Consider the following 26,359-nt stretch of genomic DNA (forward strand, 5'->3'; position numbering starts at 1 on the left):
GTTCACATCATGTAATAGCTGATATTCGGCCGCTTTCTCCAGTTTCTGGAAATGCCGATCAAACCTGTTCATATACACGGAGTTTTTGAACAGAACAATCCGAGACTAATTGGGATCTTAATCTAAAAACCAATTTGAAAACCAGTTGCGGAGAATGTATTTTACCAATTATAAAATAATCAACTTACCAATTGTAACTTCTCAGTATGAGAGTTGTCATAGCTAGATGAAAAGTCAGACTTTTGCGCTGTTCAGAGTATTCAAGCTACAATCGGCGCAATTATCCGAGTTATCCATGGTCAACAATTAGGGGATACCAAACATGAAGAAACGCCGGCGTTTCTGGACAGTCGTAGAGAAGTTAGAAGGCTTGATTGATAAAGGAGTTTATCCGGTCGGCAGTCGACTGCCAGCCGAACGGGAACTTGCAGAAGCTTATGACGTAAGTCGCCCTACCATACGTGAAGCAATTATTGCGTTAGAAGTCAGAGGACGAGTCGAAGTTAAAACTGGCTCCGGTGTTTATGTCAGTAAAACCGAAAATTTAGATAGCCAGGTTAAGTCCATTAGCGCATTTGAACTAACTCAGGCCCGCGCATTGGTTGAGGCTGAAGCCGCAGCCTTGGCCGCTGCGACGATACGTGAAGGGGAGCTCATTTCCCTGAAGCAGGCGCTGGATGACATGGCCTCTGCAGAGAAAGCGGACGAAGCCGATCAGCGTTTCCACGAGATTATTTCCCAGGCTACCCGTAACAATGCTATGGTTTTGTCGATCAAGAACCTTTGGAAGATAAGACGAACAGAGTCTCAGGTTATTGCCGCATACCAGGATGTCTGCTCGCAAGGCATTGAGCAGAGAATTAAAGAGCACAAGGCAATTTACGATGCAATTGCCAAACACGACTCATCTGCTGCCAGAAAGGCCATGCACAATCACTTTAACCGTCTGATCAACGCATTGTTTGAGGCAAGCGAAGCTAAAGCTCTAGAGGAGATCAAGCGTAAAACGGATGAAACCCGAGGTTTATATTCTATTTCCCATCTGACTCAGTAGGAACGGTTTGCGTAATCCAGTCCACATCTGGAACTGCTTTTTTATTCTTAACAACAGGCTCTGACAAAGAGCCTGTTTTTTTATCTTTCTATATGCAAATAATGAAGCAAGCCATTAGGCTTGCTTCATTATTTGTTATTGCTATAAGATTGCCAGGATCGGTGATCTTAACCCCCTGGTCAGTAGGACTAGAACCTATAGCTAGCACCAAAGGTTATCCGTCGGTCGGTTAAGCCCTGGAAGCAAAGCAGTGCGCCTTCATTAACACAAGATTGGCGAACATCAGATTCCGTCAGGTTAACGGCTTCAATGCCAATATTGAGCTGATCGCTTACGTCATAACTGATACTGGCATTGAGCTGACCTCTGTCTTCCTGTACCACGGGGAAGCCCCAGGGATAACTTGATGTGCTGCCAAAATCGTTTGAGCGAAACCCTTCACGCCAGGTGTAACGCATCCTGGCAGACAAGCCATATTTTTCGTAATACAAAGTAAAGTTGTAGGCATTTTCAGATAAATTGAGTAAGCCCTGTACCGCAGTAACCTCCAGTGACCCTGTACCACCTGTTGACGCAGCAAAGACCTGACTAGGACGACTGGCCGAGGTATTGACCGCCTCACCACCGGAGAACTCCTGAATGGTATAGTTTGCCACCACACCAAAACCAGACGCCCAGCCCAGCTCGTCTTCGAAAGCAGACAGGTCATACTGGAATGCCATTTCAATGCCTTTTTGCGTAGTGTCTTTAGTGTCATTAATGATACTGGAGAATGGTACACAAACACCGACGTCAGAACTCACCGGACCAAACACGTTAATCAGCGCAATGGGGTTCCAGATACCGCCTTGCTCACACACCGGACCAACAATGTCACGATATCCTGTGACAGGCTCTGAATAAGGATCATCTTGTTGCCCCACATGTACATCCTTACGTGTCTTGTGGAAATACCCGATACTGACAACTGCAGCCTCAGCAAAATACCAATCGGCAGAAATATCAAAAGATGTGACCACTTCGGGTTTTAAGTAAGGGTTACCACCGGCTACCGGCGGATTAGGGCTAGTGCTGAATGTGTAAGAACTTGAAAGGTCGCTAAAATTCGGACGGCGAATATCCTTACCAAAAGCGGCGCGCAACACCAGATCGTCGGTTACATCGGCGGCCAGGTTAATCCGCGGGAGCACAAAACTGTAATCACTTGAGGTGGTTTCTGCGACGACGTCTCCGTTAACGCTGCGGTTCCCGGTTGAATCAAGATCAGTTTTTATATAACGCACACCAAGATTACCGCGGAACATACCAGCTTCAAAATTTGCCTGGGCGTACAGTGCGTTGGTTGACTCACTGATATCATAAAAACCCGCAACCGATGACGTTGGTGTATTCAGTGGCTTTGAACCGCCATGGGCAGTAATTGCGTCAGCCAACGCAGTAAATACCCGATCAGGATCAGAGCCTACCAACTCCGGATCCACCAGCAGAAAATCTTTAATATAAAGCGCTCTGCCATCTGCGGCATTAAAGTTAGCAGGCCCGGTTGTCAGGATATTAGCAAACATATCGCCACTGGGAGAATCCGCCATACTGGACAAACTGACATTTGAGCCCACTACGTTGGACACACTGGACGTCTTGTTATAGCGGTAGCCTGCGTCAAGTGTCGTAAAAATTGACATATTCAAATCGTAACTAAGATCAATACGGGCGGCATCTTCGGTATTTTCGTTGGTATTATTTGCTACTGCCACCGCTTGCAACCTGTAGTTGGCTGGGTCGAGCAAATCAGCGGGTGCAGGTGCATTCGCTGCGCCAAATGCAATCCCGAAGGCCAAGGCACCGCCACTTAAGTCATATTCAAATGGTGTACCGTTATCGTTAGCAGAACCAATTACCGCATTGGGATTGACGAAGTTAAGTGTGGTATCAATTCTGGGGGTCGCAGAATCAGATGAAGAAGAAGATAACTCGGCACTTATTTTAAAATTATCCCCCAGGTATTCCCCACCTAACCGGAATATTTTGCTCTTGGTGGCCCGGGAACTGGTGTCACTGGATAAGCGTAAATTGCCGTCTGAACCGTCAGACTGAACAGGAATGATGCCTTTAAGTGCGGCTTGGATGCTACCGAGGTCGATGCCATCTAAAGAGCCAAAATCTATCGTCTCAAATTCAGTGGGCACCGATACTCCAATAAGATCACTCACCCCGGACGCCTGAACCCTGGAACTCTCCTCCCGGCGATCCTGATCATTTATAATCGCATCAAACCAAAATTTGCTGCGGCTGTTTGGGGCCCACTCGAAAGAACCGGCAAAATTCTTCGTCTCATATTCAAAATTATCGTAATCCTGGATAAGAAACTGAATGGGCAGATAATGGAAACTTTGTGCGCTGGCTAAACCACTGTCAGAACGCACCAGATTGTCACGGTCAGCTCGAGGGCGAAACGCCGTGACATCTTGTTCAGCGTAGCTCCCACTAATGACAACACCAAACTTACCATGGTCATTTTCCCAATTATCACCAAAGGTTCCTGACAAGCGCGGCTTTACGCCATCGGTGGATAAACTGCTGTCCTCACCTTGAACTCTGAATGCTGCTAGCGTTTCACTTAACCCAAGTGGGCGAATGGTTCTTAAGTTAATTGTTCCACCTACAGAGCCTTCAATCGTTTTTGCCTGTGGCGCCTTTGTTACTTCTACACCTGCAATAATCGATGCAGAAACATCTTCAAAGTCAATACCACTGCGACCTGCACCCGAACCCACCGTAGATACACCATTAATTTCAGTGCGGTTTGCATCAGTGCCACGAATTTGTACTCCAGTACCGACACCCGCTGAGCGCGTAATCTGGATACCAGTAATATTTTCAAGTACTTCCGCTAGGTTTTGATCTGGTAGCTTACCGATATCTTCTGCCTGAATCACTTCGACAAGGTTAGGTGCGTTGCGCTCTTCTGCCAGGGCACTGGTCAGCGACCCTCTGATGCCGGCCACCTCGATAACCTCAACATCGTTCTGCACTTTGCCTGACTGAGATTCCTGTGCCAGAGCAGAAGATGTCATACCCAGCGTAGTGGCTGACAAGATTGCTAAACTGATTTTAGATAGTTTGTGTCCCATCATCTTTTCCTGTTTTAAATTAAACCAAAATTAAATTTTTGGTCACAACTGCGACCTCAAATTAACCGCGAACCTGAATGCCAACATTCTGAAAAGAACAACCACCGGCAGTTACAATGCATTTACCTTATGTTTACATGCAAATAGACATTTGGTCAACCTATTGGTCAACTTATTGGCAAGAATCTAGTTATTACCAATTAAGCAATAAAACAACCAAAAGACAACAGCATGGAAAGACAAGCACATATCCCATTGTTTCTTATAAAATTAATTAGGTCATCGTGATGTTTTAAGGAGACATAACGCTGAGTGGTTAGTCTCAGTTACCGATGGCAAGCTAGTTGAGAAGGTAATGCAAGCATCTACCAAACAGAATTATTGGTTGACCAAATTCGAGATTTAAATCATGAATTCGCATAAGTAAAGATGATAAAGTTGGCGCCACCTAACCAGATGAAAAGAAACAATTTGGTAACATTATCGGAAGAATTTCGCATGACAAAAAACTTTACTACGTTCCTTTTCACATCTAACCAATTAGCAAACGGAAATACAATGGGAGATTCCTCGTAGCACTGAGAAACGGCAATAGATTGGAAAGATGTAGTGCAGTCTGAGTTCAACCAGCGATATGGATAACTGACCGTTTAAATTGCTGGTGTTAATTCATTGAAAGTAGAAAGTTTGGACTGAACGGCAGGACATTTACCGCTTTGCTTCCGAGTTCTTCATAAGTCAGACTTGTTAGTAGGAGAAGTGGTGATGTGTGATGTGTCATCAGCCAAAACAGTAACTCGACTGCGCTCACTCGTTGTTGTCGCGAGCTTGTCATTATCTGCACTCTCCTGTGGAGGCAGTGATGACGGTCAAGGCACAAGCAAAAATACTTCACCCTGAGGTGAATCACCACTATTCCAAAGTTGGCGGTATAAGGTTAATAATTCAAGCAATCCTGAAGAATTTGCCCAGGCTACGTTCTATGAAATTAAAAACAGCCATAACAGATATGCAGGCAGCGAATACCCAAAGCAGACTTTCGGATTTTGCTGGCAGACTACAAGGTACTATTTGCTGCAAGACGGTTTTGCTTAAAACAAGTAGGAGGCGGGATCACTCCCGCCATCCTCACATCTATACTCCCTCTATGTCTCAGCAAGCGCGTAGCAGAGGCTAGAAGGTGTTATTCAACCGCTACGGTAGCCTCAGACGTTGCTGAGTTATAAGGTGACGCTGCGTTGTCTGTATCGAGAGAGTCGCCCTCTCCATAGGATTCAAAATCGTCTGAAAATACGACATTGGATCCTGCCGTGTCGGAGTAGATGACTAAGCCATCAACCGTAAGTATACCCGTCTCTGGGCGTACTCCACTATTGTCACCAAACCGGAACGATACGTGCGTCACACCACCGGTAGCATTGTTATCCGGGGTAAAGCCTTCAACGACAAAACTGACGCCATCGACTTCAACCCTAACCAATGGTGTAACCTCTAAGTTGCCATTTGGATATTCCCAGGTGATGACAACATCCATAAATTCATCTAGCAATACGGTGGCCGCCGAGGTATCTACACCACTTGGGCTGCGAACCTCAAAGCTATCATCTTTGATACGCAGATCTAAAATCGCGCCATCGTTATTGGTTGCAGAGTTGAATAGCGTGATAAATGCATCACCATCACCCAATTCATCATCTAAGCGCTTAACCGATACGGTAATTCGACCTTGTGCCAGTGGACCATTGTCACCAAGCGCATAACGGAGCTCTCCGGTGTCAGACGCATCGGTATCACGTATTTCAGCAATCTTATTGCCCGGTGTACCTGGGCCACCAGCATCACCAGTAGACTCAACCCTTGCTTCCGACGTACTGGAGTTATAGGGTGATGCCGGGTTATCTGTGTCGAGAGAATCACCATCCATATATGACTCAAAATCGTCTGAAAATACGACACTGCTTCCCGTTGTGTCAGCGTAAATGACTAAGTCATCAACCGTAAATTTACCTGTCTCTGGTCGGACACCACTATTGTCACCAAACCGGAACGACACGTGCGTCACACCACCGGTAGCATTGTTAGCTGGGGTAAAGCCTTCAGCGACAAAACTGACGCCATCGACTTCAACCCTAACCAATGGTGTAACCTCTAAGTTGCCATTTGGATATTCCCAGGTGATGACAACATCCATAAATTCATCCAACAATACGGTGGCCGCCGAGGTATCTACACCACTTGGGCTGCGAACCTCAAAGCTATCATCTTTGATACGCAGATCTAAAATCGCCCCATCGTTATTGGTTGCAGAGTTGAATAGCGTGATAAATGCATCACCATCACCCAATTCATCATCTAAGCGCTTAACCGATACGGTAATTCGACCTTGTGCCAGTGGGCCATCGTTGTCTAGCGCATAACGCAGTTCCCCGGTATCAGTTGGATCGGTATCAATAATGACCGCGACATTATTGACGCCACCAGTGTCCCCGCCAACACCGGTAATGGTAATCACCAGTTCAGCGGTCGTGCCGTCGACAGATTCAATTGTGATTGCATCTGTATCACGCTCACCGCTTACCAGAGCAGCAATAACATCGTTGCTGGTATCAAGCAAGTAGCTCCAGGAACCGTCTTCCTGAATGGCGATGTTGCCAAATCTGCTGCGGAACGAGGCAGGCACAATAAAGGCTTCACCTTCATCCGGATCAACAACATTGACGGTTCCGGTCAAGGCTTGAGTGGCATTGCTTGGCATAGACGCAGTTAAGTCAAAGAACGCCGCCGGTGTAGGCTCGTTAGCGCCATCCCCAACATCAAATACCACTACCTCATAATAGATCGCTAAGCTATAAGGGCTGTTGTCACCATCCAGGGTGTCACCCTCTGCGTAGCTTTCAAAATCATCTTCGAATACGCTGGTTGTGCCAGCAACATCGGAATAGACAGTAATATCGTCTACATAAAAAGATCCAAAAGGTATCGTTCTATCGTTGTCCCCCAATCTGAACTGAATTGCCTTAATGCCATCGGCGAACCACTGATTAATATCCGTGAAATCGGGGTCAACCACAGCGGCAGTAGAGAAAGACCCGCCACCAATAACTTCATCGTTAATAGTAAGGGTTAATTGTTCGGCTGCATCTAAATCCCACGTAATTTCAACGACATAGAATTGTTCTTCAACAAAAGGGGCAGTAACAATCACGCCCGGATAAGCGGCGCTCTCAGTGTTTCTTACCAAGAAACGCGGGGCGATGGTAATACCATTAGCATCCGTTTGCGTACCTTGAATACGTAAATCAATTAAAGCCTCACTTGAGCTACCAGAAGAACCATAAAGTGTAATGTAGGCATCTTTAACATTGCCATCGCTGCCCAAAGTTTCATCTTTAGAAAACGAAGCACTGAGCTTACCCTGGCGTAAGTTATTAACAGTAAATCTAATTTCGCCAGTGTCATTACCGGTATCCGATATCTTTACTAACTGTGTAAGTGCTGCAATGCGAATGACGATCTCGTCAGTTGTTCCGTCAATCGATGTGATAGTCACCCTGTCATTGACAGAGTTGCCCACCGCAAGGTTTGCGACCGTTTCATTGTTAACATCTACAGTGTATGACCAATTGCCCTGAGCACTGATACTGAAGGTACCATAGTCGAGAAGCACATCAGTTTGAACCAGAATTTCATCTTCGCCAAAGTTCGGATCAATCACAGTGACAGAACCCGTTAAAGGTTCGGTGGCAGTGTGTTGCACGGTTGCGCTCAACATCCCTTCAATAATTGCACCGACAGGGGTGTTGTTGTAGCCAATCGCGGATCCAATAATATCAAGTAAAGCAACATCTACATCATTCGCGATGACTGACACAGTTTGTAAATTCGTCTGGGCGATTTCGAAGGCATCTAACAACGCCTGTGAAAACGCACCGTCAGCTAAATCAGCTGCGGTTTCGGCAATTAGCATCGCCATATTTTTGTCGACGTTGTCGGCGTCAAGTTGCGACAAAAGCGCTAATACAGAGCCATAGCGATCAGCATTTACTGCGCCTTCAGCACCAAGAGCTACAACGCCTACCTCAGTCGGTAAAACGGTTGTAATGTCAAAACGTATTCCAAAGCGGGCATTTATTGCTTCAGCTTGCTCAGCAAAGGCACCCAAATCTGAACCCGCTGCCTGTACTGCCATTTCAGTCAAAGGAGACACGACATAAGATGGTGCAGGCGTGTCTGCGCTTCCTTCAACAACATTCACCACCGCCCGCAAAGCTGGCGCTTCAAGCATCAGGCCGGTTGACTCATCTTTGTAGATACCGCCCGAACACGAGATTAAACCCGCGCCTTCAAAATGAACTCCAGTAAAAGTGATACTGCCCATACTGCTGGAAATCGCCGAAGCCTGAGCGGGCATCACCGCTGCGCCCGTGTCAGTAATGGCAAATATTTCACAACTAGCACCGCTTACCGGCCCTTTTACCACGGTTGCTGTCACATCCAGAGTTGGCAGTATCATTGAAGTCGATGCGCCGACACCTTCTGTGAAACCGGCTTCATCCGTATATCTGGCAGACACCGATATTACAGAACCTTCATCCGCTTCAGTGATGGTGTAGGATGACCCTGTCGCCCCGGTTGACCACGCGTAAACCAAGGTGTCGTTTCTTATGCCGTCTGCATCACTAACCGATGCAGACAGTGTGGTGCCTGCGATTAACTCACCACCGGTGATTGTGATACTTCCTCTGCTATTTCCATCCAGTTCGTCTTTATCACCACCACTACAACCGACTAAAACGGTTACGAGGATGATCGGTATCAGAGACTGCTTAACCATGCGTTCTGCTCCTAATAGGTTCAGTGTTTAAACGTTGCTTCGTTACTGAACAAAAGTGATATCTGTAAACACTCGCGGGCTTCGACTTTTCCCCGCATTCTGATTCAGCTCTCAAGCGAATCGATTAATACTTCAGGCTAATTCCGGCAAATAAACGTGGACCATAGTCGTTAACCTCTCCCAGGTTACCCTGCACAAAGAAATCCTGTGACTTGGGCGCACTGAACAGGTTAATCGCTTCCACTTTTAACCGGATATTGTTGTTAATTTTGTAAGAGGCGCGAGCTTCCCATACCCCAACCTCATCGACATAACGCAGTCTGGTGCCGTTGTTTGTATAGGGCTGGAAGTATTCGCTGCGATACTTGTAGATAAGTGCAGTATCAAAATCGCCTATCTGATAGTAAATTTGACCGCTGAATACATGTTCAGAAAAACCCGGCACCGAGCCGGGTGGCACAATGCCCTCAGTCAATTGACGCGTCGTGCCGTCCAAATCTGTGACAAAGGTATCGCCGTATAAGCTGTCTTCAAACTCAAAGTCGGTGTCGGCGTAGTTGTAACCAAGCTTAATGCCAATGCCGTTGTCCCACCGATAGGCCACCGAGGCTTCCAAGCCATACAATTCACTTTCGTTTTCTGTCGTGACCGAATTGGTAATCGGCAACGTCACTGTCTGACCGTCAACAATAAAGTCTTCCAATTCTGTCTGCTGTTGGAAGCCACCCTGAAATTGTTTGTAGTAGACGCTAACGGCGAAGATTGAATCTTCGTTCGGATACCATTCCAATGCGACGTCGTAATTCCAAGACATCAGAGGCTTGATATTTGGGTTACCAGAGCCATTCACGCCGACAAATAAATCTGCCAAGGTTGTTGGAGCCACATCTTCATCAGTTTGAAATGTGCGGCTGTAACTCATATCACTGGGGTTTGCACGTGACATGCCGCGGTAAATGCCGGCCCGCAGCAAAATGTCGTCACTGTAATCCACTACCAGATTAAAGCTGGGGAGTATTTCGGTATAACCGCCGCCCCCGGTAATGGACTCTAAAGAATCCCCGGTTACCAGGCTCAGCACCCCTAATTCATTGACGACAACATCAAAACTGTTTCTGAAACCAATTGAAGTTACGTCGGTATCCACCAGGCGCACGCCAAAGTTACCGCGAACAAATTTACCCAGCATTTCAGTATCGTAGTTGGCCATAATGTAAGCCGACAGTGTTTTTTCAGTGACATCCTGAGTTCCGGCATTTTGATACTCAACTTGCGGATAGACAAAATCGCCACCGACTGAGGCCACAAGCGCTTGTGAGAAACAGATATTATCGTAAGTAGCCCATGATGAGCCCGTACCACTGGCAACGACGTTACCGCTACTGTCTATGTGGGTAATAATATTGCCGTCAGACACTGAGGATAGAAAGTTAGACTCCGGGAAATTGATCTGACATTGCTGCAATACGTCTAATGCTGATGTTGCACCTTCATCCAGCAATACTTCAGTTCGTGAACCACTACCCTGGTTGCCACCAAACTGCACAAAGGTTAGCTCTGACGCTCTGACCCCACCTTGCACACTGGTGAACACACCACCATCCAGCGCATAGTTAAAGTCCAGACGGGCCGAAATAATCTCGTTTTCACGCACATTTTCCCGGTCAATAAGGGTTCGTAAGCTGTCTGTGAAATTCGAGATGTCGGTCACATCAAAATCCGTGACGGTTATATGCGGGATGTATTCCCCCATATCCCAGGTTAAGAAAGGGCGGCCAGGCGTTCTGCCCCGGTTAGAAATTTGCAATTCTTCACGTTTTGTTTGCGAGTAACCGATATCGGCGGTAATCGTTAAGCGGTCACTGAAGAAGTGTTCGACATTGAGGCCGTATCCGACATAATTTTCTTCACGGGAAAACTGCTCACCTACTGATTCAAAGCGCTCTTCACCTTGCCAATGAAGAATCCCGCCTACGTCATTGGTAATGAGATTCTGGCCGGTTACACCAGGCGTGACACGCTTTTGCAAGAACAGTAAGTCATGACGCGCTTCTGCCTGAGTACGATCCGAGAATTGCGCATCGAAGTTGATATCCCAAGCATCGGAAGGGCGATATTGCAACGCAAGAAACACTGCATTACGCTCATCAGAGGTTTCGTTTTGTCGATAGCTACGGCTACTGCCGGTCCAGGCGTAAGGCGTGCCAGCACTTTGTGCTGCACCCGTCGCGGGATCAATAGCCGTCTGATAACCCAGATTACTGCTACCAGTCACCTGATCTTCGCAATCTCCGGCTGAACTTCGGAAAAAACCTTCATTGCTGTTAGTGGGGTCGTTTAAACATGCCCACAAAGAAGAACCGGTAGGGCTTGAACCCCGGTACTCAGCTTCAGGTTGGCTGATATCCTGACGTTGCACACCAAAAGAAACCCCCAAAGACTGACCACTGGCAAACTCAAATTGGTCAACAATGCTGAATGTAACCCGACCGCCCACGTCGCCTTGTAATGAGTTATCAATATTGGCTTCATCAGGGTTATAGTTGAGTTTTACTTCCCCCTGAATTTGTTGCTTTCCATAGTCCAGAGGCTTAAGCGTTTCCAGGGTGATAACGCCGGCCACACCACCTTCGATCATTGATGCGTCCTGAGTTTTATAAATAGCGACCTTTTTCATTAACTCCGACGGAAACTGGGAGAAGTTAACAGAGCGGTCACCACTTCCATTGGTCGCTTCACGACTGTTGATGTGTGTGGCGCTTAAGAAGGGCCCTAAGCCCCGGATAGTAATTTCTGTGGCGCCGCCATTCTCACGGTGAGACGCGGCCCCCGTTATAGACTCTAAGGCTTCACCAATTGAAAGCGCGGGCAAATCACCGATATCTTCGGCAGATAATCCGTCAACGACCATAGTGGCCTCGCGCTTTATTGAAATTTGGTCTTGGATCGTTTTACGGGTACCAATAACCTCAATCTGCTCAACATTATTATCAGCTTCATTTCCAGATTCATCGCTCACCTCCTGAGCTGTTGCAAAAAATGCAACTGAACTGGTCAGAGAGACAATCACTGCTGCTTTTACCAATTTAGCGACAGGCGAAAGCCTGAATTGCTGCTCTTGTTTGCTTGAGTCTGCATGATTCTCAGATTTCAGCGACATATCGGGTTCTCCGTTGGTCTTTTGCGCGAGCATGTAGTTGAGGATTGCCTGTTACATATATGTAATACAGTTGTTACGTGAAATATACCCAACCAAAAGCACATCATCAACCAATTATTGCACTTTGTTGTTACCAATATGAGTCACCAATAAGCTTTACCAATGCATGAGCACCGCAAACAGGCTTGAAACCTTAGACCTAGAACCATCTTGGGCGGGTTATCGCTTTGAAGAGAGCGCAACTGGTTAACCAATTGCGCAGTAAGACTGTTGGGTTTTAGAGGGGGAAGACTTAACTAAAATTGATAACCATCGTGTTGATTATCAAGGTGATAGAAAGTGGCTTGCACATAGTCGCGGGGATCACCACTTTCATTCTGGTTGTAAACACCGGCTTTAAAATACATGTATTGATCACCTTTATGATAGCCACTTCGGCGCATGTCCATCTGCCTGGTGACATTGGCTTTACCCTGCCGAATCAGGGTGACATGCAACACATCCTCCTCGACGGTGATCTTGTAGCTAAACTTCTCGTTCAACTTAATACCGTCAGTGGGATCGGCCAGAGTATGAGAACGGGAACCGACCAGGTTGACCCAGATATCCTCGCCACCATTAATCTCATGAGCAAAATAGATAGAACCATGTTCATGGTCCGGTAGTTTCCGAAAATAGAGTCGAATGGGCTCATCATCAGTCGCGTGGATCTGACCAATAATGACCCGCCCGATTTTCTTTTCATCACCGGTAACTGATACGCGGTTGACAGCAAGGGTGGCTTCCAGGCTTCCATCAACAGCCCCGGCTTGCCTTTTCGCCGCTCCATGGGCAGAACTGAAGACCCAATTATTTTCAGTTATGCCCTGCGTCTTTATTTGGGTAATGCCACGTCTGAGCATTTCGCGCAGTTCCGTTCTAGCATATTTGGTATTGCTTGAGGTTTTGGCTCCCTGATTGGGACAAGCGAACACCATGCCACCATCTTCTGCGGTATAAAACAGCGGTTTCAGTTCAAACCCATCGGCTAAGGCTTTCTCATAAACCATGTCGGCCTTTTGATCTTTGTTCAGATCCGTCGGCAGGGTTAGACTCCAGTCGAGCAGGTCAAAGTTTTCACTGGGCTTTCTCGCAGGATCCAACTGAGTAAAACTCCCAAGCAACACCCCTTGCGCTAATTGCCGATGAGATTCGGGCATCATGATGTCCAGGTCAGACTCACCATGGTCGTCTGCGAAAACCAAGCAAGCCGGCGACAATATTAAGTAGACCGTCAACATACATTTTATTGTTTTCATGGTTATTCCCGTTAATCAGACACAATTGAATAAGATCGGTTGATTCCCAGATGCTGTAGACCGCTGGGCCACTCATGCGCTGAAAACAGCGCTATTAAAGTCGTCTACTGGCCCAACAGAGCCTAAGACAACCGGCACCCTTTGATGCAGATCCTTCGGCATGATTTCCAGCGTTCGCCGCCCTGAGGACGTCGCTTTACCCCCTGCCTTTTCTATCAGCAATGACAGGGGGTTGGCTTCATACAGCAATCGGAGCTTGCCCGTCTCGTTGCCAAGACGCGCGTCCTCCGGATAAAGAAAAATACCGCCCCGGCTTAACACCCGGTGAACATCACCGACCATGGCAGCGTTCCATCGGACGGAGCTGTGTCTGAAGCGTTCAGATGCATAGAGGACCTGGTCAAAATATGCCTGTGTAACCCGGCTCCAATGACGATAGTTGGCCATATTGATAGCGAACTCACAACTGTCCCTTGGCACATTCATCTGCGCTTTGGTCAGCAGGTAGCCACCATGGGTTAGATCCAGTGTGTAACAGCGGGTGGGTCCCCCCGTGCTCAAGACCAGCAGGGACGAGGGACCGTACAGAATGTATCCTGCACAGAGTTGATTTATACCGGGCTGATGAAACTGTTGACAACTGTCATACGCCACATCCTCCCTGGCGGGATAGACAGTAAAAATGGTGCCAATCTGGCCATTAACATCGATATTTGACGAGCCGTCCAGAGGATCGAATGCGACGATGTAGCGACCTGTCGAATGGCCAGCAACAACATGCTCTTCCTCTTCTGAGGCAATTGCTCTGACTGATTCATCGTCCAGCAGCATCTCTTTTATTAGCTGATTGGCCAACACATCCAGTTTTTTCTGCACTTCCCCCTGAATATTTTCATTCAGCGTCGAACCCAGAATACCGGCCAGCTCGCCTTGACTGACACGAAAGGCAATTTCCTTGCTGGCTGCCAGGATGGTACGAACCAGCATAATGAGATCTGTGTCCACTCCATCTTGTTTCAGAACCGGGATCAGTCTTCGCATGCGGGAAACCGGTTTATACAATTAAGATCACCAAAGCATCGGACAAGCCTGGATACCATCTGCTGCTCGGCCTCTCTTAGCCATATCCGTGGGTCATAGTATTTCTTATTAGGTCTGTCTTCCCCCTCAGGATTACCGATCTGCCCCTGCAGATAAGCCTCTTTGCTCCTGTAATAGTCCAACACCCCCTGCCAACATGACCATTGCGTGTCGGTATCAATGTTCATCTTCACCACACCATAGGTCAGCGATTCAGCAATTTTCTCCGGCTCGGAACCACTGCCACCGTGGAATACGAAGTTCAGGCTGTTTACCTGCAGGCCGAATTTTTCCGACACATAGGCTTGTGACGCTTTAAGAATACCTGGTGTCAGGACGACATTGCCGGGTTTATAGACACCATGCACATTGCCGAAAGAGGCGGCAATGATGAAATTGGGGCTGATTCGGCTCAGTCGCTCATATGCATAGGCAACGTCCTCGGGCTGTGTGTACAGTGCCGAATTGTCAAGATGAGAGTTGTCTACCCCATCTTCCTCACCACCTGTGCACCCCAACTCAATTTCCAGGGTCATGCCCATTTTGGCCATTCGGGTCAGATACTGTTCGCAGAGCTCAATATTTTCCTGTAACGGTTCTTCGGACAAGTCGAGCATGTGCGAACTGAAAAGGGGTTTGCCGGTACGGGCAAAGTGACGTTCACCTTCGTCTAATAATCCATCTATCCATGGCAGCAGGTTCCTGGCAGCATGGTCAGTATGCAGCATTACCGGCACTTCGTAATGCCCGGCTATAAGGTGGACATAATTGGCCGCAGCAACCGCGCCTAGCACCGCACTTTGATGGCCGGGCAAGGAAAGTCCTTTACCCACAAAAAACTGTGAACCACCATAAGACAGTTGAATGATTACGGGGGATTGAACTGTTTTCGCTGCCTCGAGGGTGGCATTTATAGATTGTGTACCGACAACATTGACGGCGGGAAACGCATAATGATTCGCCCGCGCCTGCGCGTACAGTGCACTGACTTGTTCGGCCAGGGCGACGCCAGCCTGAATCTTTGTGGTTGAATGAGTCATTGGCCTGGACCCGATTAATTGAGCGCTTGACGGCAAGCTGTTGTGATCGCCTGCCAATTCCCCTGCTCAACCCATTGAGCAGGTGCAATCCAGGTCCCCCCCACTGCAAAAACATTGCTCAATGACAGATAGTCCCGCTTATTTTGCTGGTTCACTCCACCGGTGGGACAAAAACGGATCGACTGGAACACTGAAGACAGTGCGCTAAGGAAGGCAGCGCCACCGGACAGAGAGGCCGGAAACAGTTTAAGTTCGCCAAAACCGTGCTCATAAGCCATCAGAATTTCACCGGTATTCGAAACCCCTGGCAGTACCGGCACCCCACAACTTAACAATTCGCCAAGCAGCTTCTCTGAAACCGCCGGGGTTACAATAAAGTCCGCGCCGGCTTCTATTGCCTGGTTCAGAATCCGGGCATCGATCACTGTTCCGGCACCGACTTTGAGCTGAGGCACTTCTCTTTTTATCGCTGTTAAAGCGGCAAGAGAAGCGTCCGTTCTCAATACTACTTCTACCAGAGTTAGCCCGGCATTGGCCATGGCCTGAGCTATTTGAACACCTTGCTGAGGGGAATTCGCTTGAATAATAGGTAACAATGTCTGTCCTGACATCAGTTCAGAAAAGTGAGTCATGTCTGAATATCTCATTAATTGATAGTGGATGTTGATTTGCAATAACAGCTATATGCCAGCTTCAGACATGGTCTGTTTGAATGCTGCCATAGGTGCAATAGCACCGGGATGCTGAATTACCGTTCCAGCCGCTTTAGCCGCCAGTTGCACGGACTCTCCTATGCCTCGCCCCGATAAACGTGCACCAAGATAAACACCATTAAAGGCGTCCCCTGCTGATGTGGTATCAACCACCTTTGTAACAGGTGTGATGGTGTGGCTGAGAAGCTCGTTGCCAACCAGAGTGAAGACGGAATGCGGTCCATTCTTCACTACCACTTCTTCCAGCTCATATTGTTGACAAAAACCGACGGCATCCTGAGCAGATTGAATGCCGTAAAGTACAGTCAGATCCTCGACACCTGGCAGGGCGATGTCACTCAGCCTCAGGGCCTTATCAAACTGTCTTATTGCCTCTTCTTTGCTTGTCCAAAGCTGGGCACGGTAATTGGGGTCAAAGACTACTTTCACCCCCGCCGCTTTAAGGCGCTCCAGCGATTGCCAAAACTTCGTATGCGCACCTTGTTCAAAAATGGCCAACGGTATTCCTGAAAAAAAGAACGTATCTGCGACCGTCAACTGCTCAATAACCTCAGCACTGAGAAAATCAACCAGCTTTCTGGCCGCAGAGTCATTGCGCCAGTATGTGAAACGTCTCTCACCGGACTCATCTGTCTCAATAAAGTAAATGCCAGGGACTTTGCTTGGATGTCTGAATACAAACTCAGTCTCCAAGCTCTCACTCTTGAAACGGTTAAGCATTTTGTCGCTGAGCCGGTCGCGGCCTATGGCCGTGACCATGGATACGCTTAATTGTGGAAAACATCGCTTCATGTAGACCGCAGAGTTATAGACATCACCGGCAAACGATAGCCCCATGGTCGATTCATCCTGTTCCCGGAGTTCGACCATGCATTCACCCAGAAAAAATATCTTTGTCATCTTCTTACTCGGGTTTCTTTAAGGGTTCGATGGAGGGTATTAAAATCCACACAGCTGCCACCGCCGTTATCGCCAGAGACGCGCCGATAACAAAAGCCGGTGTATAGTTTCCATCAGCCGTGAGAAATGGCACCAGAGAGGTCAGACCGACGGCTCCGAGTTTGGCAGCCATGCCGGAAAATCCGGCCAGGGTACCCACCGCGCGCTTGCTGAAAAGGTCACTGGGGAGCGTTTGCACATTGCCGATGGCGGTTTGAAAACCAAACAGGATGACCGCCATGATCAGCACAGCGATCACAGGTTCGCCCGGATCCGCCATGGCTAACAGGGAAGGCAACATAATGAAACATCCCAACGTGATAGTCAGCTTGCGGGTTTTATCTGCAGTCCACCCTGCCTTCAGCCTGTTTTGCGCGAGTAAGCCACCGAACCAGGCTCCAAGCATGGCACCCACATAAGGCACCCAGCCATAGATACCAATGGATTGCACATCCATGCCGTAGACTTCGTTCAGGTAAATGGGGATCCAAAAAACAAACAGCCACCAAATCGGATCAATAGCGGCAGAGGCGATAATAACCCCCCAACTTTCTTTGCGAGATAACAGTTCAGCGGTGCTGGGGTTATAGTCATCTTCTTCCGGTAGCGTTGCCTTCTCCGGTGTCAACACCCGCTTTTGGCCGGTCAGGATATATTCGCGTTCTTCATCTGTAATCCAGGCGTGCATAGCCGGCGGAGCCTTGACCAGAACTAACCAGGGGATCAGCCAGAGAAATCCCACCAGACCGACAATCACAAAGACCATTTGCCAGCTGAAGTAGACAGTCAGAAAAGCGATCAATGGGATGGAGACAATACCGCCAATTGCGGCCCCCGAGTTGAAAATCCCCTGTGCTAAAGCACGTTCCTTAACCGGAAACCATTCTGCATTACCCTTGGTTGCCCCCGGCCAGTTGCCAGCTTCAGCCACCCCGAGTATGGCTCTGAAAATACTGAAGCTAAGCACACCCTGAGCAAACGCATGCGCAATGGTTGCCAGTGACCAGACGCCTATGGACAGGACGAATCCGATACGTGTGCCCACCCAGTCAAATATTTTTCCGAAGATTGCCTGACCAAAGGCATAAGCGAAAACAAAGACCACAGAGATGTTTGCATATATCTGCTTACGCTCCAGCGCTGATTGGTCTGGAAACAAGTCCTCAACAATAGCCGGCCAGAGTACACTGAGCGATTGACGATCAATGTAGTTAATGATGGTCGCCAGGGCGATTAACGTCACCACCCACCAGCGCAAACCTTTCAGTTTCATAATCATTCCTTTAGAAAGTCTTCTCGGGCCGGGCTGAATGTGTCGATCAGGATGCCTCCGGTCGGACACACGGCCCCGTGCTCAACGTGCGGTGGAATCAGGCAACTGTCACCGGGCTTCAGCACTTTGATCTCGCCACCAACATTGAAATGAAATTCGCCTTCTTCCACGTAAGTCACCTGAGAATGACGATGTTTGTGCACGTAACCTTCGGCACCCTTGGCAAACCAGACTTTTACCATCATAAGTTCATGGTTAAATCCCAGTAATTGGCGCTTCAATCCGCCGCCAAGATCTTCAATTTCAACGTCATTGCCAAAAATAAAATGATTACTTTGCTTGTTCATCTGACTCACTCCTAAAAATTGTTCAGTGCATAAACGGCGAGACGACCGTTTACTGACAGGGATTTATCCTGATATTGGAAACTGTGCTGGGTCGAAGCGTCTGCTGACTGATTCACCACAATCAGATAAGGCATACCCGCCATGGTAATCTTTATCAGGGTCAGGTCCCCCTGTTCGCCATGGACCAAACCGGTCAGCTTGCTTTCGGCTTCCAACGTGTATTCCTTGCCGGGGTTGTATTCTCCATGAGGCTCCAATATGGAAATGAATTGATGCTGTTTCTTGTCTTTTACCCGGCGGATAAAGCCCTGCTCATTGCGCAGGTTAAAATAGGGATCATTCGCGCCGATCTGGGTAAACAGGAATTCTTCATTGCCCTTAACCAAACTGGTGTGAGTGTAGAATCGGCCGTTTTCATTCAACCAGGAAACCTTTGCCAGCCCCTGTTCAGGTTGACCGCGGCCCTTGAGCCATAAATGTTGATAGCCATTATTGGAGCCCAGGGCCGAGAGCTGTTCGGTATTCACCGACAATTCAAAGTTCGTGCCGATTAGCTGGCCCAGGTAATGCAAAGGTAGGTCAAGTTGATGTTCAGCAGATGCCCTGACGTCGAATAGATCCAGTACGATAGTTTTTTCAAGCTCAGCCAGGTTGATCAGAGCCAAGGTACGCTCAAGCTTAACGCCCGGATAAGCGCTACTGATATCCCCATTTGCGATGGTGCCAAACTGATTAGTGTCAAAGTAATTAAGTGTCGGCGCGTTTAGGTTGCCTACCTCAACGTCGCCGTTAAAGTGGCTGGTTTCATCCACTACCACAGTGTTATGGGCAACGGTTTGCTTGGCGTAACTCTCATTTTCAGGAAGATAGCGGCCACCAAACTTGGCTTCAACATTGAGGAAACGCGCCGCACCATAATCAGAGACGATTTCCTTACCCTGGTCATAAAACTGCCAGGTGAGCTTGTCAAAGTGACCATGGCCCAGACCTTGGGCAGCGGGTTTAAACAGCAAGGCCTGATCACCAGCCAACTGGCTACGCATAATCACCAGCGCCCCTTGCTTACCATCACTGCCATCGCCGAAGGCAACGGATTCGAACTGATAAGGTTCGGCCAGGCCTTTGTCGAGGGCCTGCGCCACCTTTAGGCCATCGCCGGAAAGAATGATGTGATCCTGGTGCCTGGCAATATCCAGATAGCCAGGGTCCTCTGTGAGGCTGTATGCCAGAGCAACGCCATGTACCAGCTCTATGGTGTCTATACCCTTACTTTTTATAGCATCGTTGATTGGGAAAAACAGACCGTCATAACTCAACTGAATAGTCGTATCTATCGCTTTTAATAAAATCCCATCCCGGTACTCAAAGATCTTTCTTTGTGGGTCGTTATTATCAATGGCTTTGGCAAAGGTGACGAAAGGCAATAGCGCGTAACGCTGATAATAAGGCCCTTCATTGTAGTAACCCTGAGGGGAGAACAATTCATCCAGTTGCCTCAGAAAACCGCCTTTTCCAGACTTTTCCAGATCATATAGGGCTTTCTCGACCCATTCAGGTTCGTCCATCACATAACCGGCCATGCCGACCCCGGCAGTTGCCCAGGTACCATGGTTGTGCACTTTGTTAAAAGTAGAGGGTTGTCCTTGTGACAAAAACAGTGCGACAGGTTTCAACAGCTTTGTTTCGATGCTATCGATGTCTTGTGCGCTTAGCGCACCGTAAACTAAATCGTAAGCCTGGATGGTATGTACCAACCAAACAGCCTCATTCAAGCTTTGCCAAAACAGTTTTCCCGGGTTTTGTGATTTAACTTTTCTGGCCGGATGCAGATCCAGTGTCGGATACAACTGTACATAAGCCAGCAACATGTCCCGGACATAATCTGCATAAGTCTTATCCTGATTTAGCTGAAAAAGGATGCCGGCGTCATACATCAACTGGTAATTTTTCTTATGACGCTCGTGGGTGTAACCTCCTCCGCCGTCTTTGGGAACAGGCACTTCAATAGGTAAAGCCATTTGTAAGTCGACCTTGGCTTTCAGTTTTCCATAAGCGGTGGCAAAACTTCCCTGCTCAATGACCGCTTTGCGCATTTCGAGCACATCGGATTGCGTAATGACTAAACTAGGATGAGACGCCTGAACACCGTATGACAATACCAAGGTGAAGATAGTCAACGTCAGTAACTTTAGTTTTGACAGGAGAAATTGGGGATTCATCTGAAGCTACCTCCTCTCAGTGTTAACTGTTTTGTTATCTTCAACGACTGCCGTATGCGGCCCTTCAACCCTGAGCTCAGTCACAGTTGGTGCCTGGGTCGAATCAAAACGATTTCCCTTAATCACCGTTATTGGCTCCCCTACCGTATGTTCAATTACTATTGAGGCAGACCTGACGAAGGTGTTTTGGAGAATGTAGGCAACCTGAACGCCGTGCAGATAAAGACTGGATTGATGCTTGTTTCGCTTGCCATGACCAACTTGGTTTAACCTGTTGTCTGTCATTAACAAGTGCGGACCAAAGGTACTTTCATCGGTACCACCACGGTATAGCTTCACTACCGCACCATCGACATTGCTAAAGGTATTGCCCTTTAACGTGACATACTCGGCGTTATAAATCCCCAGATCCTCAAGCTCGGTGTTCAGACGCAGAATGTCGCCGGTCACATTTTCAAAAGTGTTACCAATCAGGGTGATCTCATCGGCAAAGGCTCCCTTGCCAGTTGCGAAGAAATCGAACGAATGGTTGATATCCAGGTTTTCAACCTGTGAATTCAGCATGATGAAGCGGTAATTCTCAACCATGCCCCATTTTTGAGTTCGAACAACGGTGTTGCCTGCTGAGTCGGGGCTGTGCTTCCCAGAAATGGACAAACCCTCAAGCTTTAAACTGCCCCCATCCTGGAGTTCAAATAATGTGGAGCGCTCAAAGCTCAACCTGGTCTGCCCTTGATGTGCTGCTTTAATGGTTAGGGTCTTGTCAATCTTTACCAGTTTAGGAATATCATACTGGCCATTGGCCAACTCAAGGATGTCGCCGGATTCTGCTTTGCTTATGGCGGCTAACAGAGTATCGGAGCCTTTGCCGACGTTATGTATCGTGCCCGAATCAAATGCCACTACCGCAGGGGATTTCGGGTACCAGCTCACCCCGGTGTCGGTTTTGGAAAGAACATTTAAATTTCGTTTGGCTCCGGCATTCAGTGCGTCAGACTCGGGATACATCAGACCGTTTTTTCCTCGCTCAAGGGCAACGTCTTGCTGTTGAACGCCATATGCCAATGCTTCAGGCACCCTGACATTGGTGATGTTTGCGGACAGCTCAATACCACTGACATCATCAAACAGACTAAACGGCTGTTGATGGTCGTTGTTGAATATAAGGTTGTTTTTCATCACAGAATTGATGGGCACAGCGGTGCGCTCAGCATCACTGCCGGCCGCCAGGTGGATATGGCGGACATTAATAAAACTGTTGTTGCTGATGAGGGCATTTTCTACCTGGTGGTATCGATTGATTGGCGAGTCCGGCACCCCATTCATAACGGTAAAACCACTACCAAATCGATAGCCGGTCAAACCTTCCAGGTAATTGTTGCGGATAACCTGATCTTTATTGATCACGCGAATGCCACCAGTGTGTTCCACCCCATTACCTAAAAATATGTTCTGCTCGACGATATTGCCGTTGCCATGGCGAAGAGTCAGAGTGCCCCTGGCCTCATAAAAAAGATTACCGCGCAGTATATTTTTGCCGGACTTCACTGAAATAATTTCGACTTCACCGTTGGTATGTTCGAAGTAGTTGTTCTCCACCAATGTATAGGAGTCGGTGAGCGAATAATGGCTGGTGCCGATACGCAGAGTTTCGGCACCATTTGAGCCAAACGTTGGGCGATAACCAAAGTAGTTATGGTCAATCTGATGGTGATTCTGCTGGCTTTTTTCGCTATTCAGCCTGACGGCAATAGTGACGCCTTTGTTACGCTTTCCAACAAAGTGACTGTGATCGAGCCGATTATGTTGACCATACAATGCCACCCAATAGTCTGATTCCTGTTTATCCGGATTGTTATAGTTGTCGATGACCACTTCCGTGACCCTGGAATGGAAAGCCAGTTCATCGCTGTTTTTGCGAAATTCAATGACCGCACTGCTGGGCGTAAAGCCGTTTTTGAATACCAAACCAGACACTATGAGATGCTGCCCGGCCAGTCTGAGATTTGATTGGCCAGAGAGAATTACTTGACCCTTGGTTTCAGCCGTTAGTTGGATGGGGTTGTCAGCCTGCCCCTGACCTGTCAGTAATATTTCAAAGTCAGTCCAAACCCCGTTTTTCAAAATGACCTTGTCGCCTGCAACCAGATTCGACGAAATCTTCTTGTAGTCGGCTTTGCTTCCTACAAAGTATTCGGTAGCGTGGACCACAACGGCCGCAGAGGCCAGTGCCAGAGTCAGGCTTATTTTAAGCAGATAACCATTGAATAAATGCATACCAAGATCTTGCGCCTCGTCGCTGATGTTCGCTTCACTTCCTAGGGTGGATGAAGCGAGGAAAACTTTCTGCACAAACGAGTTCCATCTCATTTGCACGTTAGTGGTATCCGGCGCTTAGAGTAGTTCCCGGAACCGGAACTAGCCGGACCATCTTAGCTGTGGGATAAGCGCCGACATAAAGACAACCCGGTCTATTTAACCAGCTTGAGGTAGTAATCGAATATCTCAGGGACGTTTCCGTTGCCCATTCCAGCATCGAAAGCCGCTTGCAGATCGGAAGAAGAGCCTTTGGCAATCTTTGATTCGGTACCCAGGTCTTCCACCATTTTTAAGAAATAACCTAAGTCTTTATTTGCATTGGCTAGGGAGAAGCCCAGATCACTCACATTGTCCACTGCATAGTTTTTGCAGAACTTCATAAATGGGGAGCTGGAAGGGCCTGTTGACATAATGTCGAACAGTTGCTGGCGGTCAACACCAGCACGATCGGCTACAGCAAATGCCTGAGACATCGCACAGACGGTCGTCATACCAACAAAATTATTGATGAGTTTTGTGGTATGCCCAGCGCCCAAGGCCCCCAGATAAAACACGTTCTCCCCCTGATCTCGCAGCACTGGTTTCACTTTATCGAAAATTTCGCGGTCGCCAGCTGCCATAATATTTAGCAATCCGTCCTTTGCGTGAGCAGGCGTGCGACCCAATGGCGCGTCAATCATGCCGGCCCCTTTCTTGGCCAGGTCCGCCCCAATCTTGCGGGTTGACGCTGGAACAGACGTGCCAAAATCAACCAGTACCGAGCCTTCTTTGATTCCTTCGAGAATGCCATCCTCTCCATACACCACTTTTTCGACAATGGCGGAGGTGGTCAGACAGAGCATGACGATGTCAACAGAGGCCGCTAGCTCTTTTGCTGAGTCTGCAGTCGATGCTCCTCTGGCCACGCAGGCTGCAACAGCATCTTTGTTGAGATCCATAACCGTCAGCTCATAGCCTTTCTTTTGTAAATTTTCGACCATATTGCCGCCCATTAGGCCAAGGCCGATGAAACCTATAACTGGTTTTGACATGAGTAACCCCTAATTTGGTTGCCGCATAACCGCTGGAGCAAGCACGCTTACCCACTACCTAACAGCAGCGCATTGTTGCACTCTCGCAACAGAAAAGTGCAGTTGCAAAAATTCGACACATACCGTTCTCTTTCAGGCTGCCATAGTTTCAACCTAACCACACGGTATATCAGTTAAACTATTTGTGTATTGCCAATTTGTCAACCAATATTTTAACAACGGTAAACTGTTCGAACAAAGCCATTTAACCAAGATGGCGTCAAAATTGGCAGGAAGATACTGAGACCCTGTTGTCCCATTACCGCAAAGAGCTCCTTAAAAAAGCTGTACCCTCCTGTTTTATAAGGATAATTATTAAATAAGCATCTGGAAGGTCAGGTCCAGACGGACCTTATTTCCTGGCTTCAATGGTCTTGAAGTCTTTAGACGGCGGCAAAACTTGTGGTAATAAAAAGAAGGTTAATTGGTATGACAATAAAAAGGCAGCTCATCTCGTGGTGTATCTTTCGATTATTACTCTGCTTGAACTTTTACTTTTCACAGATGCATGAATAATATGTTTGGCATATTAGATCTTTGCTTTGCGTCATGCAGGATCCCTATTAGAATGGCATATTCCTATCACTGGCCATTTGGTGACCAAAATGAATTTTTGACCCAACTTTCGGCCGATTTTTCTTGACCACCACCCTACTCGGTCACACATGGCTAATTCCTCTCATTTTTCCCTTTGCTGACGTTCAAGTTTGGCTCTGATTGCCATTACAGACCTTCCTCAGTAACCATTCAACTACATCCGCCTTATCGAAATTCTTCAGTTGCCTGAAGTTTCCTTGCTAACTAATTTTTGCCCATCCCGAGATCTGGTGGTATAGATATTAAAAAAACTAGGCTTATCAAAGCCATAACAAACAGCACCGGCATGATCCTTTGGTGATTGGAACCGAAGGAGGCTATCAGGTACCAACAGGGAGTGGGCAATATGAATATCTTTCTTCGCTTTAATCGCAAGCAAATCCAGGACAGGGATATCGACACCCTGATTGGTCTTGCCAAAGGCATCACCGCCGATGGCATGGTGAACCAGGCTGAAGCCGAAATGCTGCAAACCTGGCTGGTCCAGCACACAGGTGCAGAAAGCCCTGTGGTCCGCAATCTGCTGGAGAAAATCAGCCTGATGCTGGAAGACGGGATTCTGGATAAAGAAGAGTCCACCGAGCTGCTGCAGATCCTAAGGCGCTTTTCCGGTGAACCTTCAGAGTTAGGTGAGGTAGCCAAGCCAACAAGTCTGCCGCTCTGTTCTCCTGCCCCACAAATTACCTTCCCTGGACACAGTTTTCTGTTTACCGGCACCTGTGCTTATGGCAGTCGCAAGCAGTGTCAGCAAGCGATTGAATCCCTCGGCGGTCAAAACGCTAACAGTGTAACTAAGAAACTGAATTATCTGATTATCGGCAGTTACGTTACCGACAGCTGGGCACATGAAAGTTTTGGGCGCAAGATTGAAAAGGCCATGGAATACCGGGAATCCGGTGTACCGCTTAGGATTGTTTGCGAGGAATATTGGATAAGTCAGACAAAACTCTGAAACACACAAGCATTAGGATCACTAAAAGGTTGATGTAGAAATATGAGCAATGAGCAAACGGCTTTGCTTGAACGCCTAGTTCAAGTTAATGAGCAAATATTGGAAAAACTTTTCGATATACAAAATGAGCTGTCCACAATCACAAATGAACTTGATTGGACTAAGGAACATTCACACAGCAAGATGCAACTTGAGTGGCTGGAAGAAATAGATACTAAACTTTACGAAATTTCCTTGAGCCTAGGTGATTGAATATCTTTGCTTATGAAGCCATCGGAAAAGTCGCTCTCTTGCTAAAAAGAAATCGAATTCTTGCGATGGCTTATTGTATAC

The 26,359-nt window shown here is 47.7% G+C and carries 16 protein-coding genes; 3 read left to right on the forward strand and 13 right to left on the reverse strand.

The features are described from left to right. Positions 1–322 precede the first annotated feature (322 nt). On the forward strand, positions 323–1,054 hold the full coding sequence (locus ABD028_RS05305) for a FadR/GntR family transcriptional regulator (RefSeq protein ID WP_343842614.1): 732 nt from the start codon (positions 323–325) through the stop codon (positions 1,052–1,054). 188 nt (positions 1,055–1,242) lie between these two features. Here ABD028_RS05305 and ABD028_RS05310 read toward each other — a convergent pair whose 3' ends face one another. From ABD028_RS05310 to ABD028_RS05370, 13 genes are all read right to left on the reverse strand, one after another. After that, a complete protein-coding gene (locus ABD028_RS05310) occupies positions 1,243–4,185 on the reverse strand; it encodes a TonB-dependent receptor (RefSeq protein ID WP_343842617.1) in 2,943 nt (980 codons plus the stop codon). 1,183 nt (positions 4,186–5,368) lie between these two features. After that, positions 5,369–9,019 carry a VCBS domain-containing protein gene (locus tag ABD028_RS05315; protein WP_343842620.1) on the reverse strand — a complete coding sequence of 1,217 codons (3,651 nt, stop codon included), beginning with the start codon at positions 9,017–9,019 and terminating at the stop codon, positions 5,369–5,371. A 124-nt stretch (positions 9,020–9,143) separates the two neighbouring features. After that, entirely contained in the window at positions 9,144–12,179 is a 3,036-nt protein-coding gene (locus tag ABD028_RS05320) for a TonB-dependent receptor (RefSeq protein ID WP_343842623.1), read from the reverse strand. A gap of 296 nt (positions 12,180–12,475) precedes the next feature. Beyond that, on the reverse strand, positions 12,476–13,381 hold the full coding sequence (locus ABD028_RS05325) for a polysaccharide lyase family 7 protein (RefSeq protein ID WP_425542083.1): 906 nt from the start codon (positions 13,379–13,381) through the stop codon (positions 12,476–12,478). Between the two features lie 168 nt (positions 13,382–13,549). Next, on the reverse strand, positions 13,550–14,518 hold the full coding sequence (locus tag ABD028_RS05330) for a class 1 fructose-bisphosphatase (protein ID WP_343842629.1): 969 nt from the start codon (positions 14,516–14,518) through the stop codon (positions 13,550–13,552). After that, complete coding sequence (gene fbaA, locus ABD028_RS05335) at positions 14,506–15,597, reverse strand: class II fructose-bisphosphate aldolase (RefSeq protein WP_343842631.1); 1,092 nt, start codon at positions 15,595–15,597, stop codon at positions 14,506–14,508. Before fbaA ends, ABD028_RS05330 begins: the two co-directional genes overlap by 13 nt. 14 nt (positions 15,598–15,611) lie before the next feature. Next, on the reverse strand, positions 15,612–16,229 hold the full coding sequence (gene eda / locus ABD028_RS05340) for a bifunctional 4-hydroxy-2-oxoglutarate aldolase/2-dehydro-3-deoxy-phosphogluconate aldolase (RefSeq protein ID WP_343844043.1): 618 nt from the start codon (positions 16,227–16,229) through the stop codon (positions 15,612–15,614). A gap of 48 nt (positions 16,230–16,277) precedes the next feature. Next, positions 16,278–17,210: a sugar kinase gene (locus tag ABD028_RS05345; protein WP_343842632.1), complete on the reverse strand. Its 933-nt coding sequence runs from the start codon at positions 17,208–17,210 to the stop codon at positions 16,278–16,280. 4 nt (positions 17,211–17,214) lie between these two features. Beyond that, positions 17,215–18,522, reverse strand: coding sequence for an MFS transporter (locus ABD028_RS05350; protein WP_343842635.1), 1,308 nt, complete (start codon positions 18,520–18,522; stop codon positions 17,215–17,217). 2 nt (positions 18,523–18,524) lie between these two features. Then, the gene (locus tag ABD028_RS05355) at positions 18,525–18,869 is read right to left on the reverse strand and encodes a cupin domain-containing protein (protein ID WP_343842638.1); all 345 of its coding nucleotides are present in this window, start codon (positions 18,867–18,869) and stop codon (positions 18,525–18,527) included. A gap of 11 nt (positions 18,870–18,880) precedes the next feature. Beyond that, positions 18,881–21,088 carry a heparinase II/III domain-containing protein gene (locus tag ABD028_RS05360; RefSeq protein WP_343842640.1) on the reverse strand — a complete coding sequence of 736 codons (2,208 nt, stop codon included), beginning with the start codon at positions 21,086–21,088 and terminating at the stop codon, positions 18,881–18,883. Between the two features lie 6 nt (positions 21,089–21,094). Then, entirely contained in the window at positions 21,095–23,365 is a 2,271-nt protein-coding gene (locus ABD028_RS05365; RefSeq protein ID WP_343844046.1) for a chondroitinase-B domain-containing protein, read from the reverse strand. 194 nt (positions 23,366–23,559) lie between these two features. Beyond that, the gene (locus ABD028_RS05370; protein WP_343842643.1) at positions 23,560–24,438 is read right to left on the reverse strand and encodes an NAD(P)-dependent oxidoreductase; all 879 of its coding nucleotides are present in this window, start codon (positions 24,436–24,438) and stop codon (positions 23,560–23,562) included. A 982-nt stretch (positions 24,439–25,420) separates the two neighbouring features. Between ABD028_RS05370 and ABD028_RS05375 the strand changes: the two genes are divergently transcribed. After that, entirely contained in the window at positions 25,421–26,026 is a 606-nt protein-coding gene (locus ABD028_RS05375) for a BRCT domain-containing protein (RefSeq protein ID WP_343842647.1), read from the forward strand. A 42-nt stretch (positions 26,027–26,068) separates the two neighbouring features. Next, positions 26,069–26,278, forward strand: coding sequence for a hypothetical protein (locus ABD028_RS05380; protein WP_343842650.1), 210 nt, complete (start codon positions 26,069–26,071; stop codon positions 26,276–26,278). Positions 26,279–26,359: the final 81 nt, after the last annotated feature.

The sequence above is a fragment of the Bowmanella denitrificans genome (assembly GCF_039522935.1).
In the GTDB taxonomy this organism is placed as follows: domain Bacteria; phylum Pseudomonadota; class Gammaproteobacteria; order Enterobacterales; family Alteromonadaceae; genus Bowmanella; species Bowmanella denitrificans.